At 69.6% G+C, this 26,172-nt stretch carries 21 protein-coding genes, 1 tRNA gene and 1 pseudogene; 5 read left to right on the top strand and 18 right to left on the bottom strand.

Annotated elements, in window-relative coordinates; translation table 11 throughout:
- The first annotated feature begins 9 nt into the window (after positions 1 to 9).
- The 3 genes from ACN8HC_RS17040 to ACN8HC_RS17030 are packed head-to-tail and all read left to right on the top strand — an operon-like array spanning position 10 to position 4,367.
- The gene (locus ACN8HC_RS17040; protein ID WP_490076034.1) at positions 10 to 1,746 is read left to right on the top strand and encodes a hypothetical protein; all 1,737 of its coding nucleotides are present in this window, start codon (positions 10 to 12) and stop codon (positions 1,744 to 1,746) included.
- A 54-nt stretch (positions 1,747 to 1,800) separates the two neighbouring features.
- Positions 1,801 to 2,412 carry a DUF308 domain-containing protein gene (locus tag ACN8HC_RS17035; protein ID WP_490076033.1) on the top strand — a complete coding sequence of 204 codons (612 nt, stop codon included), beginning with the start codon at positions 1,801 to 1,803 and terminating at the stop codon, positions 2,410 to 2,412.
- Positions 2,334 to 4,367, top strand: a complete 2,034-nt coding sequence (locus ACN8HC_RS17030) for an acyltransferase family protein (protein ID WP_490076061.1) — start codon at positions 2,334 to 2,336, stop codon at positions 4,365 to 4,367. Before ACN8HC_RS17035 ends, ACN8HC_RS17030 begins: the two co-directional genes overlap by 79 nt.
- A 35-nt stretch (positions 4,368 to 4,402) precedes the next feature.
- Here the strand turns inward: ACN8HC_RS17030 and polA are convergent, their stop codons facing one another.
- Positions 4,403 to 7,084: a DNA polymerase I gene (gene polA, locus ACN8HC_RS17025; RefSeq protein ID WP_490076032.1), complete on the bottom strand. Its 2,682-nt coding sequence runs from the start codon at positions 7,082 to 7,084 to the stop codon at positions 4,403 to 4,405.
- Between the two features lie 19 nt (positions 7,085 to 7,103).
- Here polA and ACN8HC_RS17020 point away from each other — a divergent pair, with 19 nt between their 5' ends.
- Positions 7,104 to 7,559: a PaaI family thioesterase gene (locus tag ACN8HC_RS17020; RefSeq protein ID WP_490076031.1), complete on the top strand. Its 456-nt coding sequence runs from the start codon at positions 7,104 to 7,106 to the stop codon at positions 7,557 to 7,559.
- A 17-nt stretch (positions 7,560 to 7,576) separates the two neighbouring features.
- Here ACN8HC_RS17020 and ACN8HC_RS17015 read toward each other — a convergent pair whose 3' ends face one another.
- From ACN8HC_RS17015 to ACN8HC_RS17000, 4 genes and pseudogenes are all read right to left on the bottom strand, one after another.
- Positions 7,577 to 8,161, bottom strand: coding sequence for a GNAT family N-acetyltransferase (locus tag ACN8HC_RS17015; RefSeq protein ID WP_490076030.1), 585 nt, complete (start codon positions 8,159 to 8,161; stop codon positions 7,577 to 7,579).
- Positions 8,162 to 8,247: 86 nt separating this feature from the next.
- Positions 8,248 to 8,343: pseudogene (locus ACN8HC_RS17010) on the bottom strand (ABC transporter ATP-binding protein); the annotation flags it as partial.
- Entirely contained in the window at positions 8,344 to 8,949 is a 606-nt protein-coding gene (locus tag ACN8HC_RS17005; RefSeq protein ID WP_490076060.1) for an ANTAR domain-containing response regulator, read from the bottom strand.
- 53 nt (positions 8,950 to 9,002) lie between these two features.
- Positions 9,003 to 10,028 carry a DUF695 domain-containing protein gene (locus ACN8HC_RS17000; RefSeq protein WP_490076029.1) on the bottom strand — a complete coding sequence of 342 codons (1,026 nt, stop codon included), beginning with the start codon at positions 10,026 to 10,028 and terminating at the stop codon, positions 9,003 to 9,005.
- A 119-nt stretch (positions 10,029 to 10,147) separates the two neighbouring features.
- Here ACN8HC_RS17000 and ACN8HC_RS16995 point away from each other — a divergent pair, with 119 nt between their 5' ends.
- Positions 10,148 to 10,777 carry a DUF1345 domain-containing protein gene (locus tag ACN8HC_RS16995; RefSeq protein WP_490076028.1) on the top strand — a complete coding sequence of 210 codons (630 nt, stop codon included), beginning with the start codon at positions 10,148 to 10,150 and terminating at the stop codon, positions 10,775 to 10,777.
- 24 nt (positions 10,778 to 10,801) lie between these two features.
- Here ACN8HC_RS16995 and ACN8HC_RS16990 read toward each other — a convergent pair whose 3' ends face one another.
- The 13 genes from ACN8HC_RS16990 to ACN8HC_RS16930 all read right to left on the bottom strand — a co-directional run bounded on the left by ACN8HC_RS16990 (position 10,802) and on the right by ACN8HC_RS16930 (position 25,910).
- The gene (locus ACN8HC_RS16990) at positions 10,802 to 11,539 is read right to left on the bottom strand and encodes an MgtC/SapB family protein (RefSeq protein WP_490076059.1); all 738 of its coding nucleotides are present in this window, start codon (positions 11,537 to 11,539) and stop codon (positions 10,802 to 10,804) included.
- A gap of 70 nt (positions 11,540 to 11,609) precedes the next feature.
- Positions 11,610 to 12,158, bottom strand: a complete 549-nt coding sequence (locus ACN8HC_RS16985; RefSeq protein WP_490076027.1) for a hypothetical protein — start codon at positions 12,156 to 12,158, stop codon at positions 11,610 to 11,612.
- A 167-nt stretch (positions 12,159 to 12,325) separates the two neighbouring features.
- Positions 12,326 to 12,411: transfer RNA gene (locus ACN8HC_RS16980), tRNA-Leu, on the bottom strand.
- Between the two features lie 193 nt (positions 12,412 to 12,604).
- Positions 12,605 to 14,044: a pyruvate kinase gene (gene pyk / locus ACN8HC_RS16975; protein ID WP_490076026.1), complete on the bottom strand. Its 1,440-nt coding sequence runs from the start codon at positions 14,042 to 14,044 to the stop codon at positions 12,605 to 12,607.
- A gap of 89 nt (positions 14,045 to 14,133) precedes the next feature.
- Positions 14,134 to 15,594 (bottom strand): glutamate synthase subunit beta, encoded by a 1,461-nt coding sequence (locus ACN8HC_RS16970; RefSeq protein WP_490076025.1) that lies wholly within the window; start codon positions 15,592 to 15,594, stop codon positions 14,134 to 14,136.
- Complete coding sequence (gltB, locus tag ACN8HC_RS16965; RefSeq protein ID WP_490076024.1) at positions 15,587 to 20,137, bottom strand: glutamate synthase large subunit; 4,551 nt, start codon at positions 20,135 to 20,137, stop codon at positions 15,587 to 15,589. The genes ACN8HC_RS16970 and gltB overlap by 8 nt, the downstream gene beginning before the upstream one ends.
- Positions 20,138 to 20,284: 147 nt before the next feature.
- A complete protein-coding gene (locus tag ACN8HC_RS16960) occupies positions 20,285 to 21,187 on the bottom strand; it encodes a glycosyltransferase family 2 protein (RefSeq protein WP_490076023.1) in 903 nt (300 codons plus the stop codon).
- Positions 21,188 to 21,198: 11 nt separating this feature from the next.
- Entirely contained in the window at positions 21,199 to 22,179 is a 981-nt protein-coding gene (lgt, locus tag ACN8HC_RS16955) for a prolipoprotein diacylglyceryl transferase (RefSeq protein ID WP_490076022.1), read from the bottom strand.
- Positions 22,176 to 22,988, bottom strand: a complete 813-nt coding sequence (gene trpA, locus ACN8HC_RS16950) for a tryptophan synthase subunit alpha (protein ID WP_490076021.1) — start codon at positions 22,986 to 22,988, stop codon at positions 22,176 to 22,178. Before trpA ends, lgt begins: the two co-directional genes overlap by 4 nt.
- A complete protein-coding gene (trpB, locus tag ACN8HC_RS16945) occupies positions 22,985 to 24,208 on the bottom strand; it encodes a tryptophan synthase subunit beta (RefSeq protein ID WP_490076020.1) in 1,224 nt (407 codons plus the stop codon). Before trpB ends, trpA begins: the two co-directional genes overlap by 4 nt.
- Entirely contained in the window at positions 24,205 to 25,002 is a 798-nt protein-coding gene (gene trpC / locus ACN8HC_RS16940) for an indole-3-glycerol phosphate synthase TrpC (protein WP_490076019.1), read from the bottom strand. Before trpC ends, trpB begins: the two co-directional genes overlap by 4 nt.
- On the bottom strand, positions 25,003 to 25,269 hold the full coding sequence (locus ACN8HC_RS16935; RefSeq protein ID WP_490076018.1) for an HGxxPAAW family protein: 267 nt from the start codon (positions 25,267 to 25,269) through the stop codon (positions 25,003 to 25,005).
- A 50-nt stretch (positions 25,270 to 25,319) separates the two neighbouring features.
- Positions 25,320 to 25,910, bottom strand: coding sequence for a Trp biosynthesis-associated membrane protein (locus ACN8HC_RS16930; RefSeq protein ID WP_490076017.1), 591 nt, complete (start codon positions 25,908 to 25,910; stop codon positions 25,320 to 25,322).
- Positions 25,911 to 26,172 lie beyond the last annotated feature (262 nt).

Here is a 26,172-nt window from a genome sequence, read left to right as displayed (position 1 = left end):
ATGGCATCGATGACGATCACCCGGCGGCCACGGGCCGGCGGGTCGAGCCGTGCATCGATCCGGCGTCGCTCCCGGGCACTGCTGCGCTCGCCTCTCACCTGGTTGTGCGTGGGCTCCGCGCTCCCGGTCGTGATCGCCGCGCTGCGCGAGATGGCCATCGGCTGGATTCCCGAGGGCGACGACGCGATGCTCACCACCCGCATTCACGACGTCTTCACCGCCAACCCGCCGTTGCAGGGCATGCGCTCGACCAGCAACTTCTTCGGGGCCGAGCTCAGCACGCACCATCCGGGGCCGCTGGAGTTCTACCTGGAGGCGCCGATCGCGGCAGTCACCGGCTACACCGGCGCGGGCATCGTCGCCGCGACTGCGCTGCTGAACATCATGTCGGTCGTGGGCGTGGCGATCCTGGCGTATCGGATGCGCGGCATGCGCACGGCACTGCCCGTCGTCGGTGCGTTGCTCCTCGCGCAGTGGCAGCTCGGGCCCGACGTGCTCGCCCGGCCGCTCAACCCGTCAGCGGGCACCCTGCCGCTCCTCCTCATGATCGTCGGCGCCTGGGCCGTCCTCGACCGGGATCCGCACGGCCTGTGCGTCACGCTGCTCGCCGGATCGTTCGCCGCGCAGACCGAACTCGCGTTCTGCCCGGTGGTGCTGGTCGTCGCCGGCACCGCCTGTGTTGTCGCCGGCCGCCGGGCCTGGCGGGAGAGCCGAGGGTGGCAGTCCACCGCGTCCCGTGGCAGGACCCGGAAGGAACGGAGGCGACGACTGCTCACCGGTGGTGCCGTGCTGCTGGCCTGGCTCCCGGCACTCCTCGAGTTGCTGCTGATCCACCCCAACAACCTCCACCTCGTGCTCCGCCTCCTGACCAACTCCTCCCGCACCCAGGGCACCTCCACGGGTGTCCCCGGCGGCTTCGGCTACCTGGTGGGGCGTTTGTCGCCCACAGAACTCGGCCGGTTCGGCCCGAGCATCGAACACACGCCGGACGGGGTGGCAGTCGCTCTCGGGATGGTCGTCCTCGTGTCGTTACTGCTTGCCGCGGCAGCCGGTCCACGACTGCCCCGCACGGCCGCGTCGCGGGCGAGCTGGCTGATGTTGGTCACCATTGCGGCCGAGTCGGTGGCGGTGTCGTCCAAGACGGACTCGCTGTCAGCTCGGCTCTGGTTGCTTCCGGTGCTCGTGATCACGCCGCTGGTGTATGGCGTCCTCGCGCTCCGCGCGATCGAAGTGGTCCGCGGTCTCCGGTGGACGGAGCGCTTCCCGAAGCACCGGGCGCTCCTGGCGCGTGTGACATCGCCGATCGCGGGCGTCGTCGCCGTCAGCATCGCGGCGGTGTGCGCGTCCGCGCTCGCGACTGCGCCGTCGGCGGAGAACTCCGACCGGGCCCGCGCCGTCTCGAACGCCGTCACCGGATACCTCGACACCCACGACCAGCGCAGCGCCGCTGTGCGGATCGACTCGCACGGGTTGCAGTCCTGGATCAGTCTGGCCCCCGCGCTGGCGTTCCAGCTGGTCCGCGACGACCACCCCGCCCACTACCTCGGAACCTGGCCGTATCCGGAGGACAACGCCTCCTGGTACGTCACCACCGCACCGCGGGACGCCGTGGTCGTGACACTCGCCGACGCGGGGTCGGTGGGCGACGCTCATCCCGGACCACACGCCGTCGAAGTCCCGCTGCCCTCGGGACCCGCCGCGAGCATTCGGCTTTGGATCGCCATACCGGCAACGGGGCGCAGGTGAGCCGGCGCGAGCATAGGCACCAACGGAAGGCAACTCTTGAGTAACATACGCGCCATGGACGACGTCGAGACGCGCACGGTGCTGACCCTGCGCACGGGGACCAAGATCTGCGTGCTGATCGGTCTGGCCTTCATCGTGCTGGCGATCTACTTCTTCGTCGTCCCGATCACCAGCGTTCGCACGACGTCCGGCGCGGTCTTCGGCTGTGGCACGGCGATGAGCCCCAGCCACGGCAGTTTCGCCGACGGGGTGTGCTGGCGGGTCGCGGACGCCAACCGCTACCGCGCGTTCGCCGCACTCGCCGTCGGACTCATCACGATCGTCGCCGGTGGTGCGCTGTTCGGAGTCGACCGCCGCGAGGAACAGCGGCAGATCCCGCACGACCACCACGGCCTCCGTGGTGCCGACCTCGATGACCAGCGACTCGACCACGACTGGCCCGGCGAGCGCCGGGCCCGGCGAGAGCGCTACGCCACCGAACCCGAGGACGAACCCGACCGGCGCCACAGCCGCCGGGACGACATCGATGGTCGATCCGGGCAGCCGGGCGCCGACTATCGGCGATACGACGACGAGGATGACGAGCGATCCAGCCGACGACGCGAGACCGACGACCTGCGCGACGACAACCGCGAGCGACGCCGAAGCATCCCGGGCGACCGCTGACGGTCGCGCGCGACCGCAGACCCCGTCACGGACTGTCCTACCGTCCGGCGCTGGACGGACTGCGCGGCGTTGCCGTCCTCGCGGTCGTCGGCTATCACCTCGGCATTCCGTGGCTGCACGGTGGCTGGCTCGGCGTCGACGTCTTCTTCGTCCTCTCCGGCTTCCTGATCACCTCCCTGCTGCTGCACGAACGTCGCGGGTGGGGACGGATCGACCTGCCGGGATTCTGGCTCGCACGAGCCCGGCGACTGCTGCCGGCACTGGTGCTGATGCTGCTCGCGACCTCGATGGTCGCGGCGTTCTGGGCACCCGCGTCCCGGCGAACCGCGACAGCCTGGGACATCCTCAGCGCCTTCTGTTACGTCGCCAACTGGCGACTGCTGCTCTCCGACGACCAGTACTTCAGCTCCCTGTCGATGCCGTCCCCGGTGGTGCACACCTGGTCGCTGGCGATCGAGGAGCAGTTCTACCTGGTCTTCCCGCTGCTGTTGATCGGCCTGCTCGCGCTGGCCGGCCGCAGCAAACGACGGCACTGGATCGTCGCCGGAGCGCTGTCCGCGCTCGCCGCTCTGTCGGTATGGCGGATGGCGGTCCTCTATGTCCCCGGCGCCGATCCGAGCCGCGTCTACTACGGCACCGACACCCGGGCCTTCGAGCTGCTCCTCGGTGCCGTGTTCGCTGTGCTGATGGCCGGACGCGGCTTCGGCGACGGAGGCGGTCAACGGGACCGGCTCGCCGCCGGCATCGACCGGATCGCGAGATGGCTGGCGGGTCCCGTGCTGCTGATCCTGATGCTCGGCTTCGTCGTCCTCGACGACGCCTCGCCGGTCCCGTTCCAGGGCGGATTGGCGGCCCTGTGCGTGCTCACCGTCGCCCCGATCGTCGCGGCCTCCTCGCTGATCCGCTCACGTGTCCAGCAGCTTCTCGGGAGCGAGCCGCTGCGTCGCATTGGTCTGCTCAGTTACGCGCTGTACGTCTGGCACTGGCCGGTGATCGTGTTCCTGAACGACGGCCGGGTGGACCTGCCCGCGATCCCCCGGGGGATCCTCGAACTCGCCGTGTCGATGGCACTCGCCTACCTCACCCACCGGTATGTGGAACGACCGGTGCGCGCCGGTGGACTCCGTGCGCTGGTCCCGCACCGACCCCGATGGGGGCGACCCGTCGCCGCACTGACCGTCGCCGCGTTGACCGTCGCCCTGGTCGCCCTCCCACGGTCGAGCGTCGGCGCCGCCGCAGCACATGGTGTCGGCATCCGGGTCACGATCCCGCCGTACCACCCGGGAAAGAAGCACCCGGTCGCGCTGATCGGCAACTCGATCCCGGCCAGCCTGGAGACCGCCTTCCCGCAGGCCCGGTTCCCGGATCTGACGGTGACGCCCGACGTCAACTTCGGCTGTGATCCCTTCGAAGGGACCAAGGTGGTCGACGGGCAAGCGCAACCGGTGCTCGCGTCCTGCCCCGGGTTTCGAACGAAATGGCAGCAGCTACTCCGCACGGTGCGGCCGGACCTCGCGATCTTCACCGTGCCGCAAAGCATCACCAGCGACATGTCGGTCCGCGGGGCGGTCCTGAAGTTCGGCAGTCCGGGTTACCTGCACTGGCTCGGCGGAATGCTGTCCACGATGCGTCGTCAGGCGCTTGCCGCTGGTGCCACGCACTTTGCCGTCGGCACGCTGAGCTGTCACCGACTGCCGGCTCTCACCGACGACTTACGTGACGTCAACAACGACCGGCGGGTCGCCACGATCAACGACGAGGTCCGCCGCTGGGGCGCATCCAGCGGCACACCGGTGATCGACTTCCATCAGCTGTTGTGCGGAAAGGGGTATGACGACACCATCAACGGCACCCCGCTCTACCAGGACGGCCTGCACTACACCGCACAATCGGGTGCGATCCTGTGGGGCTGGTTGGCGCCACAGATCCAGCGAATCCTGAGCGACGAGAAGTGAGTCGCCGGCTCTGGCGAAACAGTCGCGCCGCGCCGTCAGTGCGCCGCGGCGTGCCAGGAGTCGCCGATGCCGATGCTGACGTCGAGCGGCACGTCGAGGTCGACGGCGCCGCCCATCTCGCGACGCACGATCTGCTCGACCTGCTCGCGCTCGCCCGGCGCGATCTCGATGACGAGCTCGTCGTGGACCTGCAGCAGCATCCGTGACTTCACGTCGGCCGCGTCGAGCGCGGCCCGCAGGTGCAGCATCGCCAGCTTCATCACATCGGCGGCCGAGCCCTGGATGGGCGCGTTGAGCGCCATACGTTCGGCGGCCTGACGACGCTGCCGGTTGTCCGAGGTGAGGTCGGGCAGGTAGCGCCGACGGCCCAGCATCGTCTCGGTGTATCCGGTCCTGCGCGCGACGTCGACGACCTCGCGCAGGTAGTCGCGCACGCCGCCGAACCGCAGGAAGTATTCCTCCATCAGCGTGCTCGCCTCGCCGGTGCTGATCGCCAGCTGCTTGGACAGGCCGTATGCCGACAATCCGTAGGCCAGGCCGTAGGACATCGCCTTGACCTTGGCGCGCATCTCGGGCGTGACCGCGGCCGGCTCGACGCCGAACACCCGCGACCCGACGTAGCGGTGCAGGTCCTCGCCGCTGCGGAACGCCTCGATCAGCCCCTCGTCACCGGACAGGTGCGCCATGATGCGCAGCTCAATCTGGCTGTAGTCGGCCGACATCAGCGACTCGTAACCCTCCCCGACGACGAACGCCTCCCGGATCCGGCGGCCCTCCTCGGTGCGGATCGGGATGTTCTGCAGGTTGGGGTCGGTGGACGACAGCCGGCCGGTGGCGGCGATCGTCTGCTGGTAGGTGGTGTGGATGCGCCCGTCGTCGGCGATCGACTTGGTGAGCCCCTCGACGGTGACCCGCAGCCGGGACGCGTCGCGGTGCCGCAGCAGCGCCTCCAGGAACGGGTGCTCGGTCTTTGCGTAGAGCTCGGTCAGGGAGTCGGCGTCGGTGGTGTAACCGGTCTTGGTCTTCTTGGTCTTGGGCATGCCGAGCCTGTCGAAGAGCAACACCTGCAACTGTTTCGGGGAGCCCAGGTTGATCCGCTCACCCGCCGCGGCTTCGTAGGCGTCCTCGGCCGCGCGGTCCAGCGCATCGGCGTAGTCGCCCTCCAGCCGGTCGAGCAGCTCCGGGTCGACGTGGATGCCGACCCGCTCCATCTGGGCGAGCAGCTCGACCAGCGGCAGCTCCAGATCGCGCAGCAGGTCGGTGCCGCCGGTGTCGGCGACCTGGCTGTCGAGGGCCACCGACAGGTCGAGCACGGCACGCGCCTGCACCATCGCCTCGTCGGCCTGGTGGTCGTGCCCGTCCAGGTCGAGCATGCCCTGGGCCGGGTTGTCCTGCTCGGGGCGCAGCTCGCGCCGCAGGAAGCGCAACACCAGGTCGCCGAGGTCGTAGGCGCGCTGGTCGGGCCGCACGAGGTATGCCGCCAGCGCCGTGTCGCTCACCAGCCCGGCGAGCGGGAGGCCCGCGGCATACAGTGCCTGGAGCGGGCCCTTCGCATCGTGCATCACCTTGGGCCGGCCCGGATCGGCGAGCCAGTCACGGACCGCCTTCTCGGCGGCCGGCGTCAGCTCCGCGACGTCGATGTATGCCGCGCGCGCGGCCTCCTCCTCCCCGACCGCGACCGCGAGGGCACGCACGTCCCCCGTGCCGCGCGCCCAGTCGCCGACGACGTGCAGCCCGGCACGCTCCTGCGTCGCGAGGTTGTCCGCGACCCAGCCGGCCACCTCCTCCGGCGCGAGCACCGAACCCTCGACCTCCACCGCGCCCTCGGCCTCGTTGCCGGCGGCCTCGAGAGTCGCGAAGAGCCGCTCGCGCAGCACCCGGAACTCCAGCCCGTCGAAGACCTGGTGCACCTGGTCGCGGTCCCACACCTGACGCTCGAGGTCGTCCGGCGTGACGTCGAGCGTCACGTCACGGACCAGCTGGTTGAGCCGGCGGTTGCGCAGCACTCCGTCGAGGTGCTCGCGCAGCGCGTCGCCGACCTTGCCCTTGATCTCGCCGACATGGTCGACGATGCCGGGCAGGTCACCGTAGAGGGTGATCCACTTCGCGGCGGTCTTGGCGCCGACGCCGGGCACTCCCGGCAGGTTGTCGGACTTCTCGCCGACCAGCGCAGCCAGGTCCGGATAGCGTTGCGGCGTGACGAGATAACGCTCCTCGACCTTGGCCGGCGTCATCCGCCACAGGTCCGACACACCCTTGGCGGGATAGAGGACCGTGACCTTGTCGGTGACCAGCTGCATCGCGTCGCGGTCGCCGGAGACGATCAGCACCTCGTCGAAGCCCTGCGCCTCGGCCTGAGTGGACAGCGTCGCGATGAGGTCGTCGGCCTCCCAGCCGGCCAGCTCGACATAGCGGATCCGGAGCGCGTCGAGCACCTCGTGGATGAGCGAGACCTGCCCCTTGAACTCGTCCGGTGTCTTGGCGCGACCGGCCTTGTATTCGGCGTATTCGTCGGCGCGGAACGTCTGCCGGGACACGTCGAAGCACACGCCGACGTGGGTGGGCTCCTCGTCGCGCAGCACGTTGATCAGCATCGAGGTGAAGCCGTAGACGGCGTTGGTGGGCTGCCCGGTGGTGGTGGAGAAGTTCTCGACGGGCAGGGCGTGGAAGGCGCGGTAGGCGAGCGAGTGACCGTCGAGGAGCAGCAGGCGTTTCACACCTGGCAGCCTATTGGTCATGACCGACAACACCACGCAGTCCCCCGCCGCCGACGCCGGCACCGACCTGGTCGCGCTGTTCAACGAGCTGAGCGCCGGCACGCTGAGCGAGCGGATGGGCATCACCTTCGTCGAGGCGAGCCCGGAGCGCATCGTCGCCACCATGCCCGTGAAGGGCAACAACCAGCCCTACGGACTGCTGCACGGGGGCGCCAGCGTGGTGCTCGCCGAGACGCTCGGCTCGGTCGGCGCGGCCCTGCACGCGGGCGAGGGCCGGATCGCCGTCGGCCTGGACATCAACGCCACTCACCACCGCGGCGCCCGGTCGGGCCTGGTGACCGGCACCGCCACGCCGCTGTCGCTGGGGCGCACGCTGGCGTCATACGAAGTGGTCATCACCGACGAGGACGGCAACCGGCTGTGCACCAGCCGGATCACCTGTCTGCTGCGCGACGGCGCGCCGAAGGCGAAGTAGGGCTCGGACCGGCCGCGTCAGTCCGCGGGCGTGAGCACCTCACGCCCGCGGGCGCGGGACCGGGCGCGCAGCGACCGGCGCAACCGGACCGCGTCGCTCACCGTTGTGAGCCCGGGGCCGGCGAGCCGGCGCCGCAGCGCTGCCGGTGTCGTGGTGCGCTCCGTCACCACCGACGCGAAACCGAGTCGGGCGAAGAACCGGTTGGCGTCCCGGCTGGACGAGGGCACGCAGGAGATGATCTCCGGGGCACCGATGTGCTCCGCGTATGCCGCAACGGCCTTCAGCAGCGCGGCCGCGACGCCACGCTGCCGGCGACCCGGCTTGACCCAGAGCACGTCGACCCAGACCGCCAGTGTCTCCTGCAGCGCCGAGACCGGCCCGGACATGACCACGGTGTAACCGACCGGCTCGCTGTCGACCGACGCGGCGTAGATCCGCACATCGGAGCGGGCACACGCACGGGTCAGCCGGCCCTCGCGCAAGGCGCGCTCGATCTGGTCGTCAGAGTGCCCCTCGGTGAGCTTGGAATGCCGCCACAAGGAGATGAAGGACTCCTCGTCCCCGGACGTCACCCGGGTGACCTGCACGGCCGATCTGGCCATTCAACTTTCCTCCGTCGTAACCGGCCCCCGAAGAGCAGATGCAGACCGAAGCGTACGCCCTCGGCGTCCGAACCGCGAGACGCACCCGGCGCCAGACCCATCGACGGCTCACCGTGCAGCAGCAGCTTCGGGCGCGCCGTCAGGGCCGGGCCGATCGCCAACATCTGCTGCTCGCCGCCCGATCACTCGTCTCCGCCGACCGCCCCCGCGATGACCGCATCGGCGACCTCCCGCATGCCGAGGCGGCGATCCATCGCGGTCTTCTGGATCCACCGGAACGCACCCGGCTCGTCCAGGCCGAGCTGCTGCATCAGGATGCCCTTCGCGCGGTCCATCCGCTTGCGGGTTTCGAGCCGGCCGCCGAGGTCGGCGACCTCCTTCTCCAGCGCCTTGCGCTCCGACCAGCGGGAGAGCGCCACGGTGATGGCCGGCCGGACGTCCTCGATGGTGAACGGCTTGAGCACATACGCCATCACGCCCGCGTCCGATGCTCGTTCGACGAGTTCCTTGTCCGAGAACGCGGTCAGCATCACGATCGGTGCGATGCCGTCGCGACCGATCTCGTCCGCGGCGCTGATGCCGTCCAGGACGGGCATCTTGACGTCGAGGACCACCAGGTCGGGTCGCAGCTCGCGCGTCCGGTCGACGGCCTGCCGCCCGTCACCGACCTCGTCGATCACGTCGTAACCGGCTTCGCGGAGCATCTCGGCGAGATCGAGCCGGATGATCGCTTCGTCCTCGGCGACCAGCACTCGCACAGCGGCCTGTTCGTTGCTCACGGCGACCAGCTAAGCACGCTGCCCGTGGCGGTGCCGCCCGGCTACTCGCGGTGTGGGACAGCTCACCCCCGCAAGTGCGCTACCCCGGACCAGCCCGGGTCCGCCTCCACGTTGACCTTCACGGCGCCGTCCGCCCAGCCGGTCACCGCGGCCTTGATCTGGTCGGCGGCCGGCGTGGAGCCGTCGGCATACACGTGCACCAGGCACAGTCCGCCGCTGCATTCGTAGGCGACCACGCGGCCCTGACCCTCCAATCGGTCGGACACGTGGTGCCGCAACCGGTCGAGCTCTTCACTGGCCGCTTCACCGGGCAACCCGTCGTCGTCCCGGTCGCGGTATGGCGCCGCGACGACGATGTGCTGATCGAGCTGCGGCGCCCACGCAGCGGCCAGCGGCACCTGTGCACCGGCGATCACGGGACCCCGAGGACCGTTGCCCTGCAAGGAGATCCACTGCGGGTCACCGTTTTCGTCGGTGAACTCCTCACGCAGGTCGCGAACGACCGCACGCAGGCCGGCGAGGCCGAAGCCGTCCAACGGCGGAGCCGTCACCGGCGCCAGCTCACCGATCCAGGTCTCGGTCATCTCCTCGCCCAGCGCCGTGTCGAGGGCGAGGAAACACAGGGTGATCCGCTTGTTCTCGGGCACCTGCTCCATGTCCGGGTGGAACACCGTGACGTCCAGCCGGCTGCCGGAGCGTCGCACGCCGACCTGCACCCCGCCGAGGTCGATCTCGTGCCCTTCCAAGCTGATCCGCCGGCCGTCGATGGCGGCGGCGGGCTGCCGGCTGTCGGCATACGACCATACGAAGTCGGCCGGCGGGGCGGCAGCGAGCCAGCGCCGGGCGATCGCTCGTAGCTCCGGATCACCGTCGGCGGTGACCACCAGCAGGTGCGCGGCTTCGCTCCCGGGCGCCAGCTCCCAAGCGAGCCCCGGCGCGATCGCCGAGACCCGAGGTCCGAGCAGGGCGACCTGGTCAGCGGGGGCGTCGGCCATCGCCACCTGGCCGGACCCACCGTCGGTCCACCACGCCCAGAAGTCCTGGATCGCCTCGCCACTCGTGTCGCGCCGCTTGCCGAAAAGTGCCATGGGGTCATCCAACAACACCGGCGCCACCGCCCTGCTGCGACGGTCTCGTCCGCTGTGCAGCGCGTGCACCTAGGCTGCGCGTAGCGCCGGCTCGCGCGCTGCGCAGGAGAGGAAAAGGTATGCGGTTGCTCGGCACGCCGTTGCCGCGCTTGGGGACAGCGGTCCTGGTGGGCATCCTGGCGGGCGTCGCCGTGGCGCTGGTGACCAATCTGCCGCTTGCCGTCCTGAGTGGGATCGCCGCCATGGCAACGACATTCGTGGTCACCGGGTTCGTGGCGCTGTGGCCGATGGACGCGGCCGCCACGCGGCGCCACACACGGCGGGAAAGTTTCCGGCCGGTCGTGGAGGAGTTGGTCATCGTCGCAACGGCGCTCGGTGCCCTGGCCGGGATCGTGGTGCTGCTGATCCTGGGGCGCTCGACCACCGGCCACGCGGCGGCCGCGGTCGGCCTGCTCGGCGTCTTCATGTGCTGGGCCATGCTGCACCTGATGTATGCCGCCCGCTACGCGCTGCTCTACTACACCGAGCCGGTCGGCGGGATCGACTGGAACGACGACGACCCTCCGTCATACAAGGACTTCAGTTACTTCAGCTTCAACCTCGGCATGACCTATCAGGTCTCCGACACCAGCATCTCCGGCTCGGCCTTCCGCTCCGTGGTGCTGCGGCACTGCCTGTTGTCCTACCTGTTCGGCACGGTCATCCTGGCGGCGACCATCAACCTGGTCGCAGGCATCGTCAGCGGCTGACTTGCCGTACGCCGGCGGCACGGCTCAGTCGTCATCGGCTTCCTCCCGATCGATCCGGATGACGCCGTCCACCTCTCCCAGCACCGGAACCACCCGGTCCAGAGCACGTCCCGAGAGAGTGATGGCCACGGCGACGACCGCGGTGTCGTCCCAGCCGTCCCCCTCCTCCTCGCCGATCGGCTTGCGGCCCCTCTCGACCGACAGTGAGCCGATGACCCACTGGTGGCGTGAGCACGCGGCCAGCACCTCGCGGAGGATGCCGCGGCCGTCGGCATACGTGACCAGGAAGCGGCGCTCGCCGTTGCCCCTGTCCCCCAGCCAGATGGACAGCGGCGTGAAGCCGAGCACGACGACGAAGTGCAGCCCGGTCACCACCACCGCGAGCAGCGGCAGCCCGGCTCCGGCGGCCATGCCGATCGCCGCGGTCTCCCACACCGAGGCCGCAGTGGTCAGGCCGCGGACCGTCGTGCGGCGGGTGATGATCAGGCCGGCGCCGAGGAAGCCGATCCCGGAGACGATCTGCGCGGCGACACGGGACGGATCCAGCGTCACGTGCTCGCCGAGGACATCGCTGAACCCGTATTTGCTCACCAGCAGGATCAACGCGGACGACGTGCCGACGATGGTCTGCGTGCGGAGGCCGGCTGCCTTGCCGCGCAGTTGTCGCTCCAACCCCACCACCGCGGAGAGGACGAACGCCAGCAACAGCTCGCCGACCTGGAGCGTGCCCTGGCCGTGAGCCGCACCGAGCATCGTGTGCATCACGTCCGTCGCACCTCCGGAGCTCTCGTGTCGTCGAACCTGTTGTGGCCCGGTCGTTCTGATCGCCCGGTCACTGCGGTACGACGCGCTCCCAGCGACGCTCAGCGCCGTCCGGCGCGTCCCGCCAGGTCACCACGATCTGCGGTGTGCCGGTCTGCCAGGAGGCGACGACTTCGAACGACCGTGAAGTTCCAGCTACCCAGGAATCACCCTCGGGAAGCGGTGGATCGAGCCGCGCGACACCACTGGCCGCTACGACGTGCACGTCATACACCGTGTCCGGGCCGGCATTGGTGAGCGCGTATTCCTCGGCACCGGTGCGTTCCACCAGCCAAGGCGGACGCGAGGCTGCAGCTGAGGGCGCGGCTCCTGGCGCGATGGCCTGGGAGCGCAAGGCGCCGGTCGTATGCCGTTCCTGAGCCTCGTACATCTTCTCCAGCACGTCGGCCATCCGCTGCTGCGCTGCGGCCGCCTCCTGGGCGGTGTGCAGTGACTCGTCGGCCCGCTCACCGGCTGCTGCTGCCGCCTGCTTCGTGCCCCGGCCGGACCACCACGTGTAGCCGATGCCGGCGAGCGCGATGGCATTGCCGGTCCACGCGCTCCAGGCCAACACGTCCACCCGTCGCACTGTAGCGACCGATGCCGACGACGTCCGCACGCCGGAATTGCGACGCGCGAGGCGAGGCCGTCAGCCGACACGAGCGAAGGTGGCGTCGCCCTTACTTTGTGTCCAGTAGAAGGTGCGGTATGGCGCACGTTCTACTGGACCTCAGAACTGGAAAATCTTGGTGCCGGAGGCGGGATTTGAACCCGCACGCCCTTGCGAGCAAAGCATTTTGAGTGCTCCGTGTCTGCCGTTCCACCACTCCGGCGGGAGTGCGGCGCCAGTGTACGGGAGATGCCGCTCGCGCCTCCAATCGGCCGCTTCAAGCCAGCAGCGTCCGCGGCCGCGGTGGAGGCCGGCACTGATCGAGCGGCACACCGCATGATCGAGCGGCATACGGATTGGGCGCTGATCGGTATGCCGCTCGATGCGCGGGTATGCCGCTCAATCAAGCAGAAGACTCAGTGGTAGGCAGGGGCGACCTTGTTCTTGGCGTCGCCCATGCGGTGGACGCGCAGTGCGTTGGTCGAGCCGGGGATGCCGGGCGGCGAGCCGGCGACGATGACCACGACATCGCCCTCCTCGACCCGGCCCGAGCCGAGCAGGATCTCGTCGACCTGCATGGCCATCATGTCGGTGTGCTTGACCTGCGGCACGAGATAGGTCTCGACGCCCCAGACCATCGCCAGCTGCGACCGTGTCGACTCCTTGGGCGTGAACGCAAGCATCGGCCGCGGGCTGCGCAGCCGGGCCATCCGCTTGGCGGAGTCACCGGACTCGGTGAACGTCACCAGGAACCGCACGTCGAGCAGGTCGCCGACCTCGGCGGCCGCAGCGGTGACCGCACCGCCCTTGGTGTGCGGGCGGGTGCCGAGCGGCGGGACCCGGTCGAGGCCGTGTTCCTCGGTGCTGTCGATGATCCGGGCCATCGTCTGCACGGCCTCGATCGGCCACGCGCCCACGCTGGTCTCGCCGGAGAGCATGATCGCGTCCGCGCCGTCGAGCACGGCGTTGGCGCAGTCACTCGCCTCGGCCCGGGTCGGGCGGGAGTTGTCGATCATCGACTCGAGCACCTGGGTCGCGACGATGACCGGTTTGGCGTTGCGCCGGCAGATCTCGATGGCGACCTTCTGGACGATCGGCACCTCTTCGAGCGGCAACTCGACGCCCAGGTCGCCACGAGCGACCATGACTCCGTCGAACGCGTCGATGATGGCCTCGAGATTGTCCACGGCCTGCGGCTTCTCGACCTTCGCGATCACCGGGACCCGGCGGCCCATCTCGTCCATGATCTCGTGCGCACGGCGGATGTCGGACGCGTCCCGCACGAACGACAGGGCAACGACGTCTGCGCCCAGCTGCAACGCCCAGCGCAGGTCGGCCTCGTCCTTCCCGGACAACGCCGGCACGCTCACCGCGACGCCGGGCAGGTTGATGCCCTTGTTGTTGGAGACGGTGCCGCCCTCGACGACCTCGGCACGCACCTCGCTCGCAGTCACTTCCTTCGCTCGCAGGGACACCTTGCCGTCGTCGATCAGCAGCATGTCACCGGCTTCGACGTCGCCCGGCAAACCCTTGTAGGTGGTGGAGACTCGCTGCCGGTCCCCCTGGATGTCGTCCACGGTGATCGTGAACTCGTCGCCCCTGGCCAGCTCGACCGGCCCGTCGGCGAACCGGCCGGTGCGGATCTTCGGACCTTGCAGGTCGCACATGACGCACACGGCGCGACCGGAGTCCTTGGCCGCCGCCCGGATCGCCCGGTAGACCTTCTCGTGGTCCTCGTAGGCGCCGTGCGAGAGGTTCAGCCGTGCGACGTCCATCCCGGCGTCGACGAGCTGCCGCACCTTCTCCGGGGACGAAGTGGCAGGTCCAAGAGTGGCAACGATTTTGGCTCGACGCATACCTCAACCTTAGTGAGCGGACCGTATGCCGGACACGAGGTCCGGCATACGGTCCGGGATACGGAACGGGTTTCCGGGGTGGGATTCGGTCAGACGGCCAGCGGCCGGTCCGTCGGCGCGATCGGCGCGGGCAGATCGGAGTGACCGCCGGAGAGGAACGCGTCGACGCCGCGGGCGGCGGCGCGCCCCTCGGCGATCGCCCAGACGATCAGCGACTGGCCGCGTCCTGCGTCACCCGCGACGAACACGCCGGGCACGGACGACATGAAGTCGCTGTCCCGGCGCACGTTGGACCGCTCGTCCAGCTCGACGCCGAACTCCTCGACCAGTGCTTCGGTGAACGGACCGAGGAAGCCCATGGCCAGCAGGACGAGGTCGGCCTTCAGTTCCTTCTCGGTCCCTTCGACCTCCTCGAAACCGCCCGCGCCGGAACGCACTTCGACGACACGCAGCGCCCGGATCCGTCCGTTCCCGTCGTCGAGCGCCTCCTTCGTGCTGATCGAGTAGACGCGTTCGCCGCCCTCCTCGTGGGCGCTCGCCACCCGGAAGATCATCGGGTAGGTCGGCCACGGGTGCTGGGGCGACCGCTCCTCACCGGGCCGCGGCAGGATCTCCAGCGAGGTCACCGATGCGGCGCCCTGCCGGTGCGACGTGCCGATGCAGTCGGCACCGGTGTCGCCGCCACCGATGACCACCACGTGCTTGCCCTCCGCGGTGATCTGGCCGGACACCGTTTCGCCGAGTGCGACCCGGTTGGCCGGCGGCAGGAAGTCCATGGCCTGCACGAAGCCCTCGAGTTCCCGGCCCTGCACGGACAGGTCGCGGGGGACGGTCGCGCCGACCGCGATCACGACGGCGTCATACCGCGCGCGCAGCTGCGCCCAGGTGATGTCCTTGCCGATCTCGGTGTTGCAGCGGAAGCGGGTGCCCTCGGCGGTCATCTGCTCGATGCGGCGGTCGACGACCGACTTCTCCATCTTGAACTCGGGGATGCCGTAGCGCAGCAATCCGCCCGGCTTGTCGGCGCGTTCGAAGACAGCGACGGTGTGTCCGGCGCGGGTGAGCTGCTGGGCGGCCGCAAGTCCAGCTGGGCCGGATCCGACGACTGCGACGGTCCGTCCGGTGAGCCGCTCCGGTGGCATCGGCTCGACCGTGCCGGCCGCGAACGCCTCCTCGATCGTGGTCAGCTCCACCTGCTTGATGGTCACCGCCGGCTCGCTGATGCCGAGCACGCAGGCGGTCTCACAGGGCGCGGGGCACAGCCGGCCGGTGAACTCCGGGAAGTTGTTCGTGGCGTGCAGCCGGTCGATCGCGTCGGCCCAGTCGCCGCGCCAGGCAAGGGTGTTCCATTCCGGGATGAGGTTGCCGAGGGGACATCCGGAGTGACAGAACGGTATGCCGCAGTCCATGCAGCGGCCGGCCTGTTGCTGCAGGTCGGAGAGCTGCTGCTCCTCGTAGACCTCTTTCCAGTCCCGGATGCGCACCGGCACGGGACGACGCTGCGGGAGGCTGCGCTCCCGGACTTTCAGAAAGCCGCGTGGGTCAGCCACGGGACACCTCCATGATGCGTTCCCAGACGGCATCGCCGTCCGGATCGAGTCCTTCGTCGGCCGCCTGCGCTCGCACGTCGAGCACCTGCTGGTAAGCCCGCGGCAACACCAGCGAGAAGCGGTCGGCACTGACCGGCCACTCCGCGAGGAGCCTTGCGGCTACTGCGGATCCGGTCCATTCGCGGTGCTTCTCGAGCAGCTGGTGCACGACGGCCAGGTCCTGCTCGCGCAGCGGGCTGACGTCCACCAGCTCGCGGTTGACCAGCTGGTCGGCGAGGTCGAGCACATAGGCGACACCGCCCGACATACCAGCGCCGAGGTTGCGACCGGTCGGGCCGAGAATGAGCGCCGTCCCGCCGGTCATGTATTCGAGCCCGTGGTCCCCGACACCCTCGACGACCGCGGTCGCGCCCGAGTTGCGGACGCAGAAGCGCTCGCCGACCACACCGCGCAGGAAGAGCTCGCCCTTGGTCGCGCCGTAGCCGATCACATTGCCGGCGACGACGTTCTGTTCGGCAACCAGCGAAGCGTCGCGCAGTGGTCGCACCACGACACGGCCGCCCGAAAGTCCCTTGCCCACATAGTCGTTCGCCTCTCCGAAGAGACGCAACGTGATGCCGGCCGGGAGGAAAGCCCCCAGCGACTGGCCGGCTGCGCCGGTCAGGGTGATGTCGATCGTGTCGTCGGGCAGCCCGTCCGGGTAGCGCTTGGTCACCTCGTGCCCGAGCATCGTGCCCACCGTCCGGTTGACGTTGGCGACCGGCAACTCGATGCGCACCGGAGCCCGGTCCTCCAGGGCGTCGCGGCTCATCGTGATGAGCTGCTGGTCCAACGCCTTGGCCAGACCGTGGTCCTGGGGCACGACGTGCCGGCGCGGTGTGCCTTCCGGCAGGTCGATCTTCGCCAGGATCGGCGCCAGGTCCAGCCCTGCGGCCTTCCAATGCTTGACCGCTCGCTCCGTGTCCAGCACATCGACCTGGCCGATCGCCTCGTCCAGGCTTCGGAAACCGAGCTGCGCCAACAGTTCTCGAACCTCTTCGGCGATGTACTCGAAGAACGTCTCCACGAACTCCGGCTTGCCGGTGAACCGGGCCCGGAGTTCCGGGTTCTGCGTCGCGACACCGACGGGGCAGGTGTCGAGGTGGCAGACCCGCATCATGATGCAGCCGCTGACCACCAGTGGCGCGCTGGCGAAACCGAACTCCTCGGCACCCAGCAGGGCCGCCACGATGACGTCGCGGCCGGTCTTCAGCTGACCGTCGGTCTGCACCACGATGCGGTCGCGCAATCCGTTGAGCAACAACGTCTGCTGCGTCTCGGCGAGGCCCAGCTCCCACGGCCCACCGGCGTGCTTGAGCGAGGTGAGCGGCGCGGCTCCGGTGCCGCCGTCGTGGCCGGAGATCAGCACGACGTCCGCGTGGGCCTTGGACACCCCGGCCGCCACCGTGCCGACGCCCACCTCGGAGACCAGCTTGACGTGGATCCGAGCGGCCGGGTTGGCGTTCTTCAGATCGTGGATCAGCTGGGCGAGGTCCTCGATCGAGTAGATGTCGTGGTGCGGGGGCGGGGAGATCAGCCCGACGCCTGGTGTCGAGTGCCGCGTGCTGGCCACCCACGGGTAGACCTTGTGGCCCGGCAGCTGACCGCCCTCCCCCGGCTTGGCACCCTGCGCCATCTTGATCTGGATGTCGTCTGCCTGCGTCAGGTAGACCGAGGTCACCCCGAAGCGGCCGGATGCGACCTGCTTGATGGACGAGCGGCGCTCGGGGTCCAGCAACCGGTCGAGGTCCTCACCGCCCTCCCCCGTGTTGGACCGAGCGCCGAGGCGGTTCATCGCGACGGCGAGCGTCTCGTGCGCCTCCTTGCTGATCGAGCCGTAGCTCATCGCGCCGGTCGAGAAGCGCTTCACGATCTCGCTGACCGGCTCGACCTCCTCGATCGGGATGCTCGGCCGAGCCTGCTTGAAGGAGAACAATCCGCGCAGCGTCATCAGGCGCTCGGACTGGTCGTCGACCCGCTGGGTGTACTTCTTGAAGATGTCGTAGCGCCGTGACCGGGTCGAGTGCTGCAGGCGGAAGACGGTCTCCGGGTCGAAGAGGTGCGGCTCACCCTCCCGGCGCCACTGGTATTCGCCGCCGGTGTTGAGGGTGCGGTGCGACAGTTGCTGGCCGTTCTTCGGGTATGCCGTCTGGTGCCGCTCGGCGATCTCGCGGGCGATCTCCTCCAGCCCGATGCCGCCGAGTCGGGACACGGTGCCGGTGAAGTATTCGTCGATGACCCCCTGGGACAGCCCGAGGGCCTCGAAGACCTGCGCGCCCCGGTATGACGCAACGGTCGAGATGCCCATCTTCGACATGACCTTGAGGACACCCTTGCCGAGGGCCTTGATGAGGTTCTTGACGGCCTGCTCCGGAGTGACCTCGGAGATCAAGCCCCGGCGGACCAGGTCCTCGACCGATTCCATTGCCAGATAAGGGTTCACGGCTGCGGCGCCATACCCGATGAGCAAGGCGACGTGGTGCACCTCGCGCACGTCACCCGCCTCCACGATCAGACCGACCTGGGTGCGGGTCTTCTCCCGCACCAGGTGGTGATGGACCGCGGCGGTGAGCAGCAGCGACGGGATCGGCGCGAACGCGGCGGTGCTCTCCCGGTCGGACAGCACGACGAAGCGGTGCCCCTCCTCGATCGCCTGAGACACCTCGGCGCAGATGCCCTTGAGCCGCGAGCGCAGCGCGCTGGTGCCACCGGCGACCCGGTAGGTGCCGCGAATGACGTAGGTCTGGTAGCCGGGGAAGTCGCCCTCGTTGTTGAGGTTGACCAGCTTGGCCAGCTCGTCGTTGTCGATGACCGGGAAGTCCAGCTCGACCTGGCGCGCGTGTTGCGGGCCGACCTCGAGGGCGTTGTGCTCCGGACCCATCAGGGTGCCGAGCGAGGTCACCAGCTCCTCACGGATCGCGTCCAGTGGCGGATTGGTCACCTGCGCGAACAGCTGGCTGAAGTAGTCGAACAGCAGCCGGGGCCGGTCGGACAGCACGGCGATCGGGGTGTCGGTGCCCATCGACCCCAGCGCCTCGGCACCGGAGGTGGCCATCGGCGTCAGCAGCAGCCGCAGCTCCTCGTGGGTGTAGCCGAACGTCTGCTGTCGCCGAACCACGGACGCGGGTGTGTGCCAGACGTGTTCGCGCTCCGGCCGCTGCGAGAGCTTGATGACGCCGGCGTGCAGCCAGTCCTCATAGGGGTGCTGGGCAGCCAGGTCGCGCTTGATCTCGTCGTCGCTGATCAGCCGCCCCTGGGCGGTGTCGACGAGGAACATCCGGCCCGGCTGCAGCCGGCCCTTGCGGACGACGTGCGCGGGGTCCAGGTCGAGCACACCGGCCTCGGAGGCGAGCACGACGAGGCCGTCGTCGGTCACGGCGTAGCGCCCGGGTCGCAGCCCGTTGCGGTCGAGCACGGCGCCGACCACGGTGCCGTCGGTGAAGGCGACGCACGCGGGGCCGTCCCACGGCTCCATGATCGCCGAGTGGTATTCGTAGAACGCCCGCCGCGCGGGGTCCATCGTCTCGTGGTTCTCCCAGGCCTCGGGGATCATCATCAGCACCGCGTGCGGGAGGCTGCGGCCGCCCAGGTGCAGGAGCTCCAGTACCTCGTCGAAGCTCGCCGAGTCGGACCCCGACTCCGTGCAGATGGGGAAGAGCCGTTCGATGTCCCCGCCGAAAATCTCACTGTGCAGCGTGGATTCGCGGGCGCGCATCCAGTTGCGGTTGCCGCGCACGGTGTTGATCTCGCCGTTGTGGGCGATCAGCCGGTAGGGGTGCGACAGCGGCCAGGAGGGGAAGGTGTTGGTCGAGAAGCGCGAGTGGACCAGTGCCATCTCGGTGGTGAACCGCCGGTCCGACAGGTCCGGGTAGAACGGCTCCAGCTGACCGGTGGTCAGCATGCCCTTGTAGACGATGGTCCGGCCGGACAGGGACGGGAAATAGATCTCGCGCTCGTTCTCGATGCGCTTGCGCAGCGCGTAGGTCTTGCGGTCCAGTTCGACGCCGGACAGCGCGCCGTCGGCGGCCGCGACGAAGACCTGCCGGAAGACCGGCATGACTTCACGCGCCGCAGCGCCGACCAGCGAGGGGTCGGTCGGGACGTCGCGCCAGCCGATGACGCGCAGTCCTTCCTCACTGGCGAGCTGCGCGAAGCGCTCGCCGATGTACCACTGCTCGTCCGGGTCGGTCGGCAGGAAGGCGATGCCCACGGCATACGTGCCCTTGGCCGGCAGCTCGAACTCACAGACCGCCCGGAAGAAGTCGTCCGGGATCTGCGTGAGTATGCCGGCGCCGTCGCCGACGCACGGGTCGGCGCCCGTCGCACCGCGGTGCTCGAGATTGCGGAGTGCCGTGAGGGCGTGATCGACGATGTCGTGCCCGGGCGTGCCGCGCATCGTGGCCACCATCGCCACGCCGCACGCGTCGTGCTCATGAAGGGGGTTGTAGAGCCCCTGTGCCGCCGGAACCGCGGAAAAGCTTCCCTGCGCCGTCAACCAACTCACCGTCCAGTCGTCGCGAACGGCAGTGGGAGCGCCGTTCTGATGAGATAACCGAACCTTGCGAGGACGACGCTGGCCACCAAGGCCCGTTCAGGATACCCGGCTTCTCGCGTGCCCACAAAGTGGACCGGCAGTCTCGAATAATGAGACTCAGACGAGCGGCCAGCGGCCGTGGCGACCCATCCGCCATACGGCCGACCAGGGCAGTTTCCGCTGGGGTTCGCCCGGTGCCCACGGCTGCGAGCGCCAGCCGTCGCGCCATCCCGCCAGCCAGGGACGCAGCGTCGCCGGAGCGGTGCGGGACCGGACCAGCTGCACGGCGCTCCACGTGCCGACATACCCCCAACTGACCGGCCACGGGAGGTTGCGCCGCGCGAGCCAGACACGGTTGCGGGCGTTCTTCGAGTAGTAGTCGTCGTGCCGGCGAGGGTCGATCACCGGGTGCCCCGCCCGGAGGTGTCCGAGGTAGACGGTTCGATATCCCGCACCCCACACGCGCCAGGCCAGCTCGATGCCCTCGTGCGCGTAGAAGAACGGCGCCGGCCAGCCGAGGGTCCGCTGGAAGACGTCCCGCCGGATGGCGACCGCCATCTCCACCACGGAGAAGACATTGGACGAACGGTAGGGACTGCCCTTGCGCAGCCGCGGGATCCAGCGCGTGGGCAACTCACCGGCCGCCGGGTCCTCGATGCGCGGCTGGATCATGCCGATCGTCGGATCGGCCGCGAACTCCGTCGCGCAACTCGCCAGGAAGTCGTCGTCCAGCAGCCATGCGTCGTCGTCGAGGAAGAACAACAGCTCGCCGGAGACCTGGTCGACGCCCGCGTTGCGTCCGGCCGGTATGCCGACGTTCTCGGGTATGGCGAGCGTCTTCACACCGTCCGGCAGGTCGACCGGCTGCCAGCCGTTGCCGACCACCACGACGTCGAGTCGCACGCCCTGCTGGCGCAGCACCGACTCGATGCCACGCCGCAGTTCCTCGGGGCGCTTGCCCTGCGTGAGGACGACCACCCCGAAGGCCGGACCGGGGTCCGGCCCGGCGGTGTCAGCCATGGGTTCGGCCGTCATTCTCGGCGGTCCGCCGTGTGCTCGGTCTCCGCGGTCGGACGCTCCTCGGTGACGCGGGCGTCGGTCGGGTCCGGCGCGTCCGCATCCGAATCGTCGTCGTGGTCGGCGCCCGCCGGCGTCGCGGCCGGGATCGGCTCGCGCACGCCGTTGGGGAAACGCCGAGCGCACAGGACGTAGCCGATGACGCCGCCGATGAAGACGAGCAGGCAGACCCACACGTTGACCCGCTGGCCGAGGATGTGGTTCGCCGGGTCGTCGCGCAACAGCTCCATCCACACCCGGCCGCACGGATAGAGCGCGACATACAGGAAGAACGACCGGCCTCGACCCAGCGTGTAGCGGCGGTCCAGCCAGACGATGAGCAGAGCGAGCAGCAGCAGGAAGAGCGACTCGTAGAGGAAGGTGGGCTGGAAGTAACCGGCCACGATCGGGTGGCCGGCGCTGTCCCTGACCGCGTGACCGGCACTCTCGTCCCACTGGTAGACCTTCAGCCGCCAGGGCAGGTCGGTGCTGCGGCCGTGCAGTTCGTTGTTGAAGTAGTTGCCCCAGCGGCCAATGGCATGCGCCAGTGCGACGCCGGGAGCGCCGGCGTCGGCGAAGTCCAGAAAGCGAACACCCTTGCGGCGACAGGCGATCCAGCCACCCAGCGCGCCGAGCGCGATTGCGCCCCAGATGCCGAGGCCGCCGTGCCAGATGGCGAGCGCGTCCCAGGGGTTGCCGTTCTTGCCGAAGTAGGGCTGCGGTGAGGTGATGACGTTGTAGATGCGGCCGCCGACGATGCCGAACGGCACCGCCCACCACGCGATGTCGTAGATGACCTCACGTTTGTAGCCGCGGTCCTCCAGTCGCCGGCCGGCGACCCAGACGGCCAGCACGATCCCGGTCAGGATGCACAGCGCGTACATCCGGATGGGGAAGGGGCCGAGCCAGAAGACGCCGACCGTCGGGCTCGGGAAGTATGACGAGCCGGCGATCACCCGCGCACCCCGTCGGCGAGCGACGCGGCCTTCTTCGCCAGCGCGGCGAGTCCCTCCTGCCGATCGGTCGCATCGACCAGGGTGGCCACCAGCGCGGAGCCGACGATGACGCCGTCCGCGAAGCCGCCCACTTCGCGGGCCTGCTCGCCCGTGGACACCCCGAGGCCGACGCACACCGGCGTCTCGGTGACCGCCCGAGCACGTTGGACGAGCGCGGCTGCTTCACTGCCGACCGCGGACCGAGCGCCGGTCACACCCATCAGCGAGGCGGCGTAGATGAAGCCCCGGCATGCAGCCGTGGTCGTCACCAGCCGCTCCGGCGTGGAGCTCGGCGCGATGAGGAAAACCCGGTCCAGGCCGTGGGCGTCGCTGGCGGCGATCCAGTCGGCCGCTTCGTCGGGCACCAGATCGGGGGTGATCAGTCCGGACCCGCCCGCGGCCGCGAGGTCACGCGCGAACGCATCGACCCCGTAGCGCAGCACGGGATTCCAGTAGGTCATCACCTCGCACGCGGCGCCGGCACCGGCTACCGCCTCGGCCGCCCGGAAGACGTCGCGCACGTGCACGCCCGCGGCGAGCGCGCCGGTCGCGGCGGTCTGGATCACCGGGCCGTCCATGAGCGGGTCGGTGTAGGGCAGGCCGATCTCGACGATGTCGACACCGGCCCGGACCATCGTCAGCATGGCCTCGATGGAGGTGTCCACGTCGGGGTAGCCGACCGGCAGGTAGCCGACCAGGGCCGCACGGCCCTCCGCGCGGGTGCGAGCGAGCGTCGTGGTCACCGGGGTGAGGCGGTCGGTGCTCGTCATACCTGGGTATCCCGCGCGTCGTCGTCGAGCAGGCCGAACCACTGGGCGGCCGTGTGCACGTCCTTGTCGCCCCGGCCGGACAGGTTCACCAGCAGCAGCGCGTCGGGACCGAGCTCACGGCCGATCTTCATCGCGCCGGCGAGCGCATGGGCGCTCTCGATCGCGGGCAGGATCCCCTCCGTCCGGGACAGCGCCTCGAAGGCGGTCATCGCCTCGGTGTCGGTGATCGGGTAGTACTCCGCGCGACCGGAGTCGCGCAGGTAGGCGTGTTCGGGGCCGACGCTGGGGTAGTCCAGACCGGCTGACACTGAATGGGATTCGATGGTCTGGCCCTCCTCGTCCTGCAGCACGTAGGTGTAGGCGCCGTGCAGCACACCGGGGATCGCCTGACCGCTGAACCGCGACGCGTGCCGGCCACTGTCCGGCCCATCCCCACCGCCTTCCAGGCCGATCAGCCGGACGCCGGCGTCGTCGATGAAGCGGTGGAAGATGCCCATCGCGTTGGAGCCGCCGCCGACACAGGCCAGCACGGCGTCCGGCAGCCGGCCGTATTCGTCGAGCATCTGGGCGCGGGCCTCGACACCGATCACCCGGTGGAAGTCGCGGACCATCTCCGGGAACGGGTAAGGACCGGTGACGGTGCCGAGCACGTAGTGGGTGTGCGCGACGTTGGCGACCCAATCGCGGAAGGCCTCGTTGACCGCGTCCTTCAGCGTGCGGGAGCCGTGGTCCACGGGCACCACCTCGGCGCCGAGCAGCCGCATCCGCGCGACGTTGAGCGCTTGGCGTTCGGTGTCGACCCGGCCCATGTAGACCGTGCAGTCGAGGCCCATCAGCGCCGCCGCGGTCGCGGTCGCGACTCCGTGCTGACCGGCACCGGTCTCGGCGATCACCCGCGTCTTGCCCATCCGTTTGGTGAGCAGCGCCTGCCCGAGCACATTGTTGATCTTGTGGGACCCGGTGTGGTTGAGGTCCTCGCGCTTCAGCACGATCTGGGCACCGCCGCAGTGCTCGTCGCCGAAGCGACGGGCCGGCGTGATGATGCTCGGCCGGCCCGTGTAGCTGCGCTGCAGCCGGGTCAGTTCCCCGATGAACGCCGGGTCGGCCATTGCCTTGGCGCGCTGCTCGTCGAGCTCCTCGAGCGCCGCGACCAGCGCCTCGGGGACATAGCGCCCGCCATACGCGCCGAACCGGCCGAGCTTGGGGGTGGTCTGACTCATGCTGATCCTTCGGTGTGAGAGCGCATGGCGCCGACCGACGCCTCCGGGTCACCGCCGGTGACCAGCGCCTCGCCGACGAGCACGGCGTCCGCACCGGCGGCGACGTAGTCGGCGACGTCCTGCGGGCCGCGGATGCCGGACTCGGCGACGCGCACCCGGTCCTCGGGCACCCGTGGCGCCAACCGGGCGAACACCGCGCGGTCGACGTCGAGAGTCTTCAGGTTGCGCGCGTTGACGCCGATCAGCCGGGCGTCGACGGCGAGCGCCCGGTCGATCTCGGCTTCGTCGTGGGTCTCGACCAACGCCGTCATCCCGAGAGCGGACGCGTGCTGGAAGAGGTCACGCAGCTGCGCGTCGTCGAGAGCGGCGACGATCAGCAGGATGATGTCCGCGCCATGAGCGCGTGCCTCGTCGAGCTGGTAGTGCTCGACCATGAAGTCCTTGCGCAGCACCGGGATCGAGACCGCAGCACGCACCGCGTCCAGGTCGGCGAGCGAGCCGCCGAAGCGGCGCGGCTCGGTGAGCACCGAGATCGCCGTCGCACCCCCACGGGCGTATGCCGCGGCCAGCTGCGCCGGGTCCGGGATCGCTGCGAGATCACCCTTGCTCGGACTGCGCCGCTTGACCTCGGCGATGACCTTCACCGGACCGGTCGCGCGGAACGCCGACAACGCGTCCAACGGCGCCGGCGCGTCCTGCGCCCGTCGGGCGATCTCCTGGGCGGACGTCTGCCGCCGGCGGCCGGCGAGGTCCTCGCGGACGCCGACGATGATCTCGTCGAGGACCGTGGACACCTAGGACGCCCGTCGCGCGTCGACGTTGCCCTGCTCCTCCGGGGTGAGCGGAGGGGAGGTCAGCCGGTGGTGGTTGCCGAAGCCCATCTTGGCCAGGATCTTGCCGACCGCGACACCGACCACCGCGAGCGAGCCGCCGGTGTAGTAGAGCGCGTGAATGCCCCATGCCACACCGATGCCGACACACACGGACGCGACGAGCAGGAACACCACAGTGGTCCAGGCAGCGACGCTGTGTCCGTGGTCCTCGTGGAATTCTTCGGCCATCAGCCGGTGCTCCTTAGGTGAGTTATTGGTCGCGACTCCTCGCGAGCGGCCTAACGATCTTCGTTGCCGATTGTGTCAGACCCGTCCGAGACGTCCGTCGGGTCCTCACCCTCGGAGAGCATGTCCCAGTCGGAGCGCTTTCGGACCGGTGCCGCACCCGGTGCGTCATACCTGCTGGACAGGCCGGACCAGGTCCGCGCGCCGATGATCGCGAGCACCCCGGTGAGCACGAGCAGCACGCCGCCGAGCACGGCCACCCAGGGCCAGATCGTCAGGGTCGCGTCGACGGTCCGGTCGCCGGTGTGACCGGTCATCGAGGTCGCGACGTCGCCGAGCGACCGCGCCGGGTCGCGCACGACGGCGAGCGTCGCCACGACGCAGACCACACCGGCGGCGAGGGTGATGACCGAGGCGATCCAGCGCGGCACCCGCCCGGTGGTCAGGGTCGCGAGGACAGCGGCAGCGCCGACCAGCGCAGAGGCGAGCAGGGCCGGTGCGGCCTTGCTGGCGGAGGCGGTCGTACGCGCGTGCTGCAGAACGGCGTCGGTCACCGATCCGGTGACCCAGGTGCGCGTGTTGGCCGCTACCAGCAGGATCACCGCGACCGCGCCGACGACGAGCACCGACCGCTTCGAGCTCACTCTCGAGGTCGCGCCGCTTCCCTCGTCTCCGGGCCTTACACCAGCCACCCCACGAAGTTCTCCCCCGCTGCGCTCCTCCGATACTTCGCGGGGACCCCGACCGTTCGTGTCCTCGGCTCGGTCGGCGCTCACGTCTTCTGTCGCGCCTCTGCCCTCGCCTCCGGTCCTCACTTCGTTCGTGTCCTCGGCTCGGTCGGCGCTCACGTCTTCTGTCGCGCCTCTGCCCTCGCCTCCGGGCCTCACTTCGTTCGTGTCCTCGGCT

This window comes from Flexivirga sp. YIM B11880 (genome assembly GCF_058148645.1).
Note: the sequence above shows the minus strand (reverse complement) of the source record. Positions and strands in the feature narration are given on the sequence as shown.

Coding starts and splice junctions, on each gene's coding strand:
- ACN8HC_RS17015 (WP_490076030.1), bottom strand. CDS start 8,161: ATGGCCAGATCGGCCGTGCAGGTCACCCGGGTGACGTCCGGGGACGAG.
- pyk (WP_490076026.1), bottom strand. CDS start 14,044: ATGCGTCGAGCCAAAATCGTTGCCACTCTTGGACCTGCCACTTCGTCC.
- trpA (WP_490076021.1), bottom strand. CDS start 22,988: ATGACGAGCACCGACCGCCTCACCCCGGTGACCACGACGCTCGCTCGC.
- ACN8HC_RS17040 (WP_490076034.1), top strand. CDS start 10: ATGACGATCACCCGGCGGCCACGGGCCGGCGGGTCGAGCCGTGCATCG.
- ACN8HC_RS16935 (WP_490076018.1), bottom strand. CDS start 25,269: ATGGCCGAAGAATTCCACGAGGACCACGGACACAGCGTCGCTGCCTGG.
- ACN8HC_RS16990 (WP_490076059.1), bottom strand. CDS start 11,539: ATGCACACGATGCTCGGTGCGGCTCACGGCCAGGGCACGCTCCAGGTC.
- ACN8HC_RS17000 (WP_490076029.1), bottom strand. CDS start 10,028: ATGGCACTTTTCGGCAAGCGGCGCGACACGAGTGGCGAGGCGATCCAG.
- ACN8HC_RS16960 (WP_490076023.1), bottom strand. CDS start 21,187: ATGGCTGACACCGCCGGGCCGGACCCCGGTCCGGCCTTCGGGGTGGTC.
- ACN8HC_RS16995 (WP_490076028.1), top strand. CDS start 10,148: ATGCGGTTGCTCGGCACGCCGTTGCCGCGCTTGGGGACAGCGGTCCTG.
- ACN8HC_RS17035 (WP_490076033.1), top strand. CDS start 1,801: ATGGACGACGTCGAGACGCGCACGGTGCTGACCCTGCGCACGGGGACC.
- trpB (WP_490076020.1), bottom strand. CDS start 24,208: ATGAGTCAGACCACCCCCAAGCTCGGCCGGTTCGGCGCGTATGGCGGG.
- ACN8HC_RS17020 (WP_490076031.1), top strand. CDS start 7,104: ATGACCGACAACACCACGCAGTCCCCCGCCGCCGACGCCGGCACCGAC.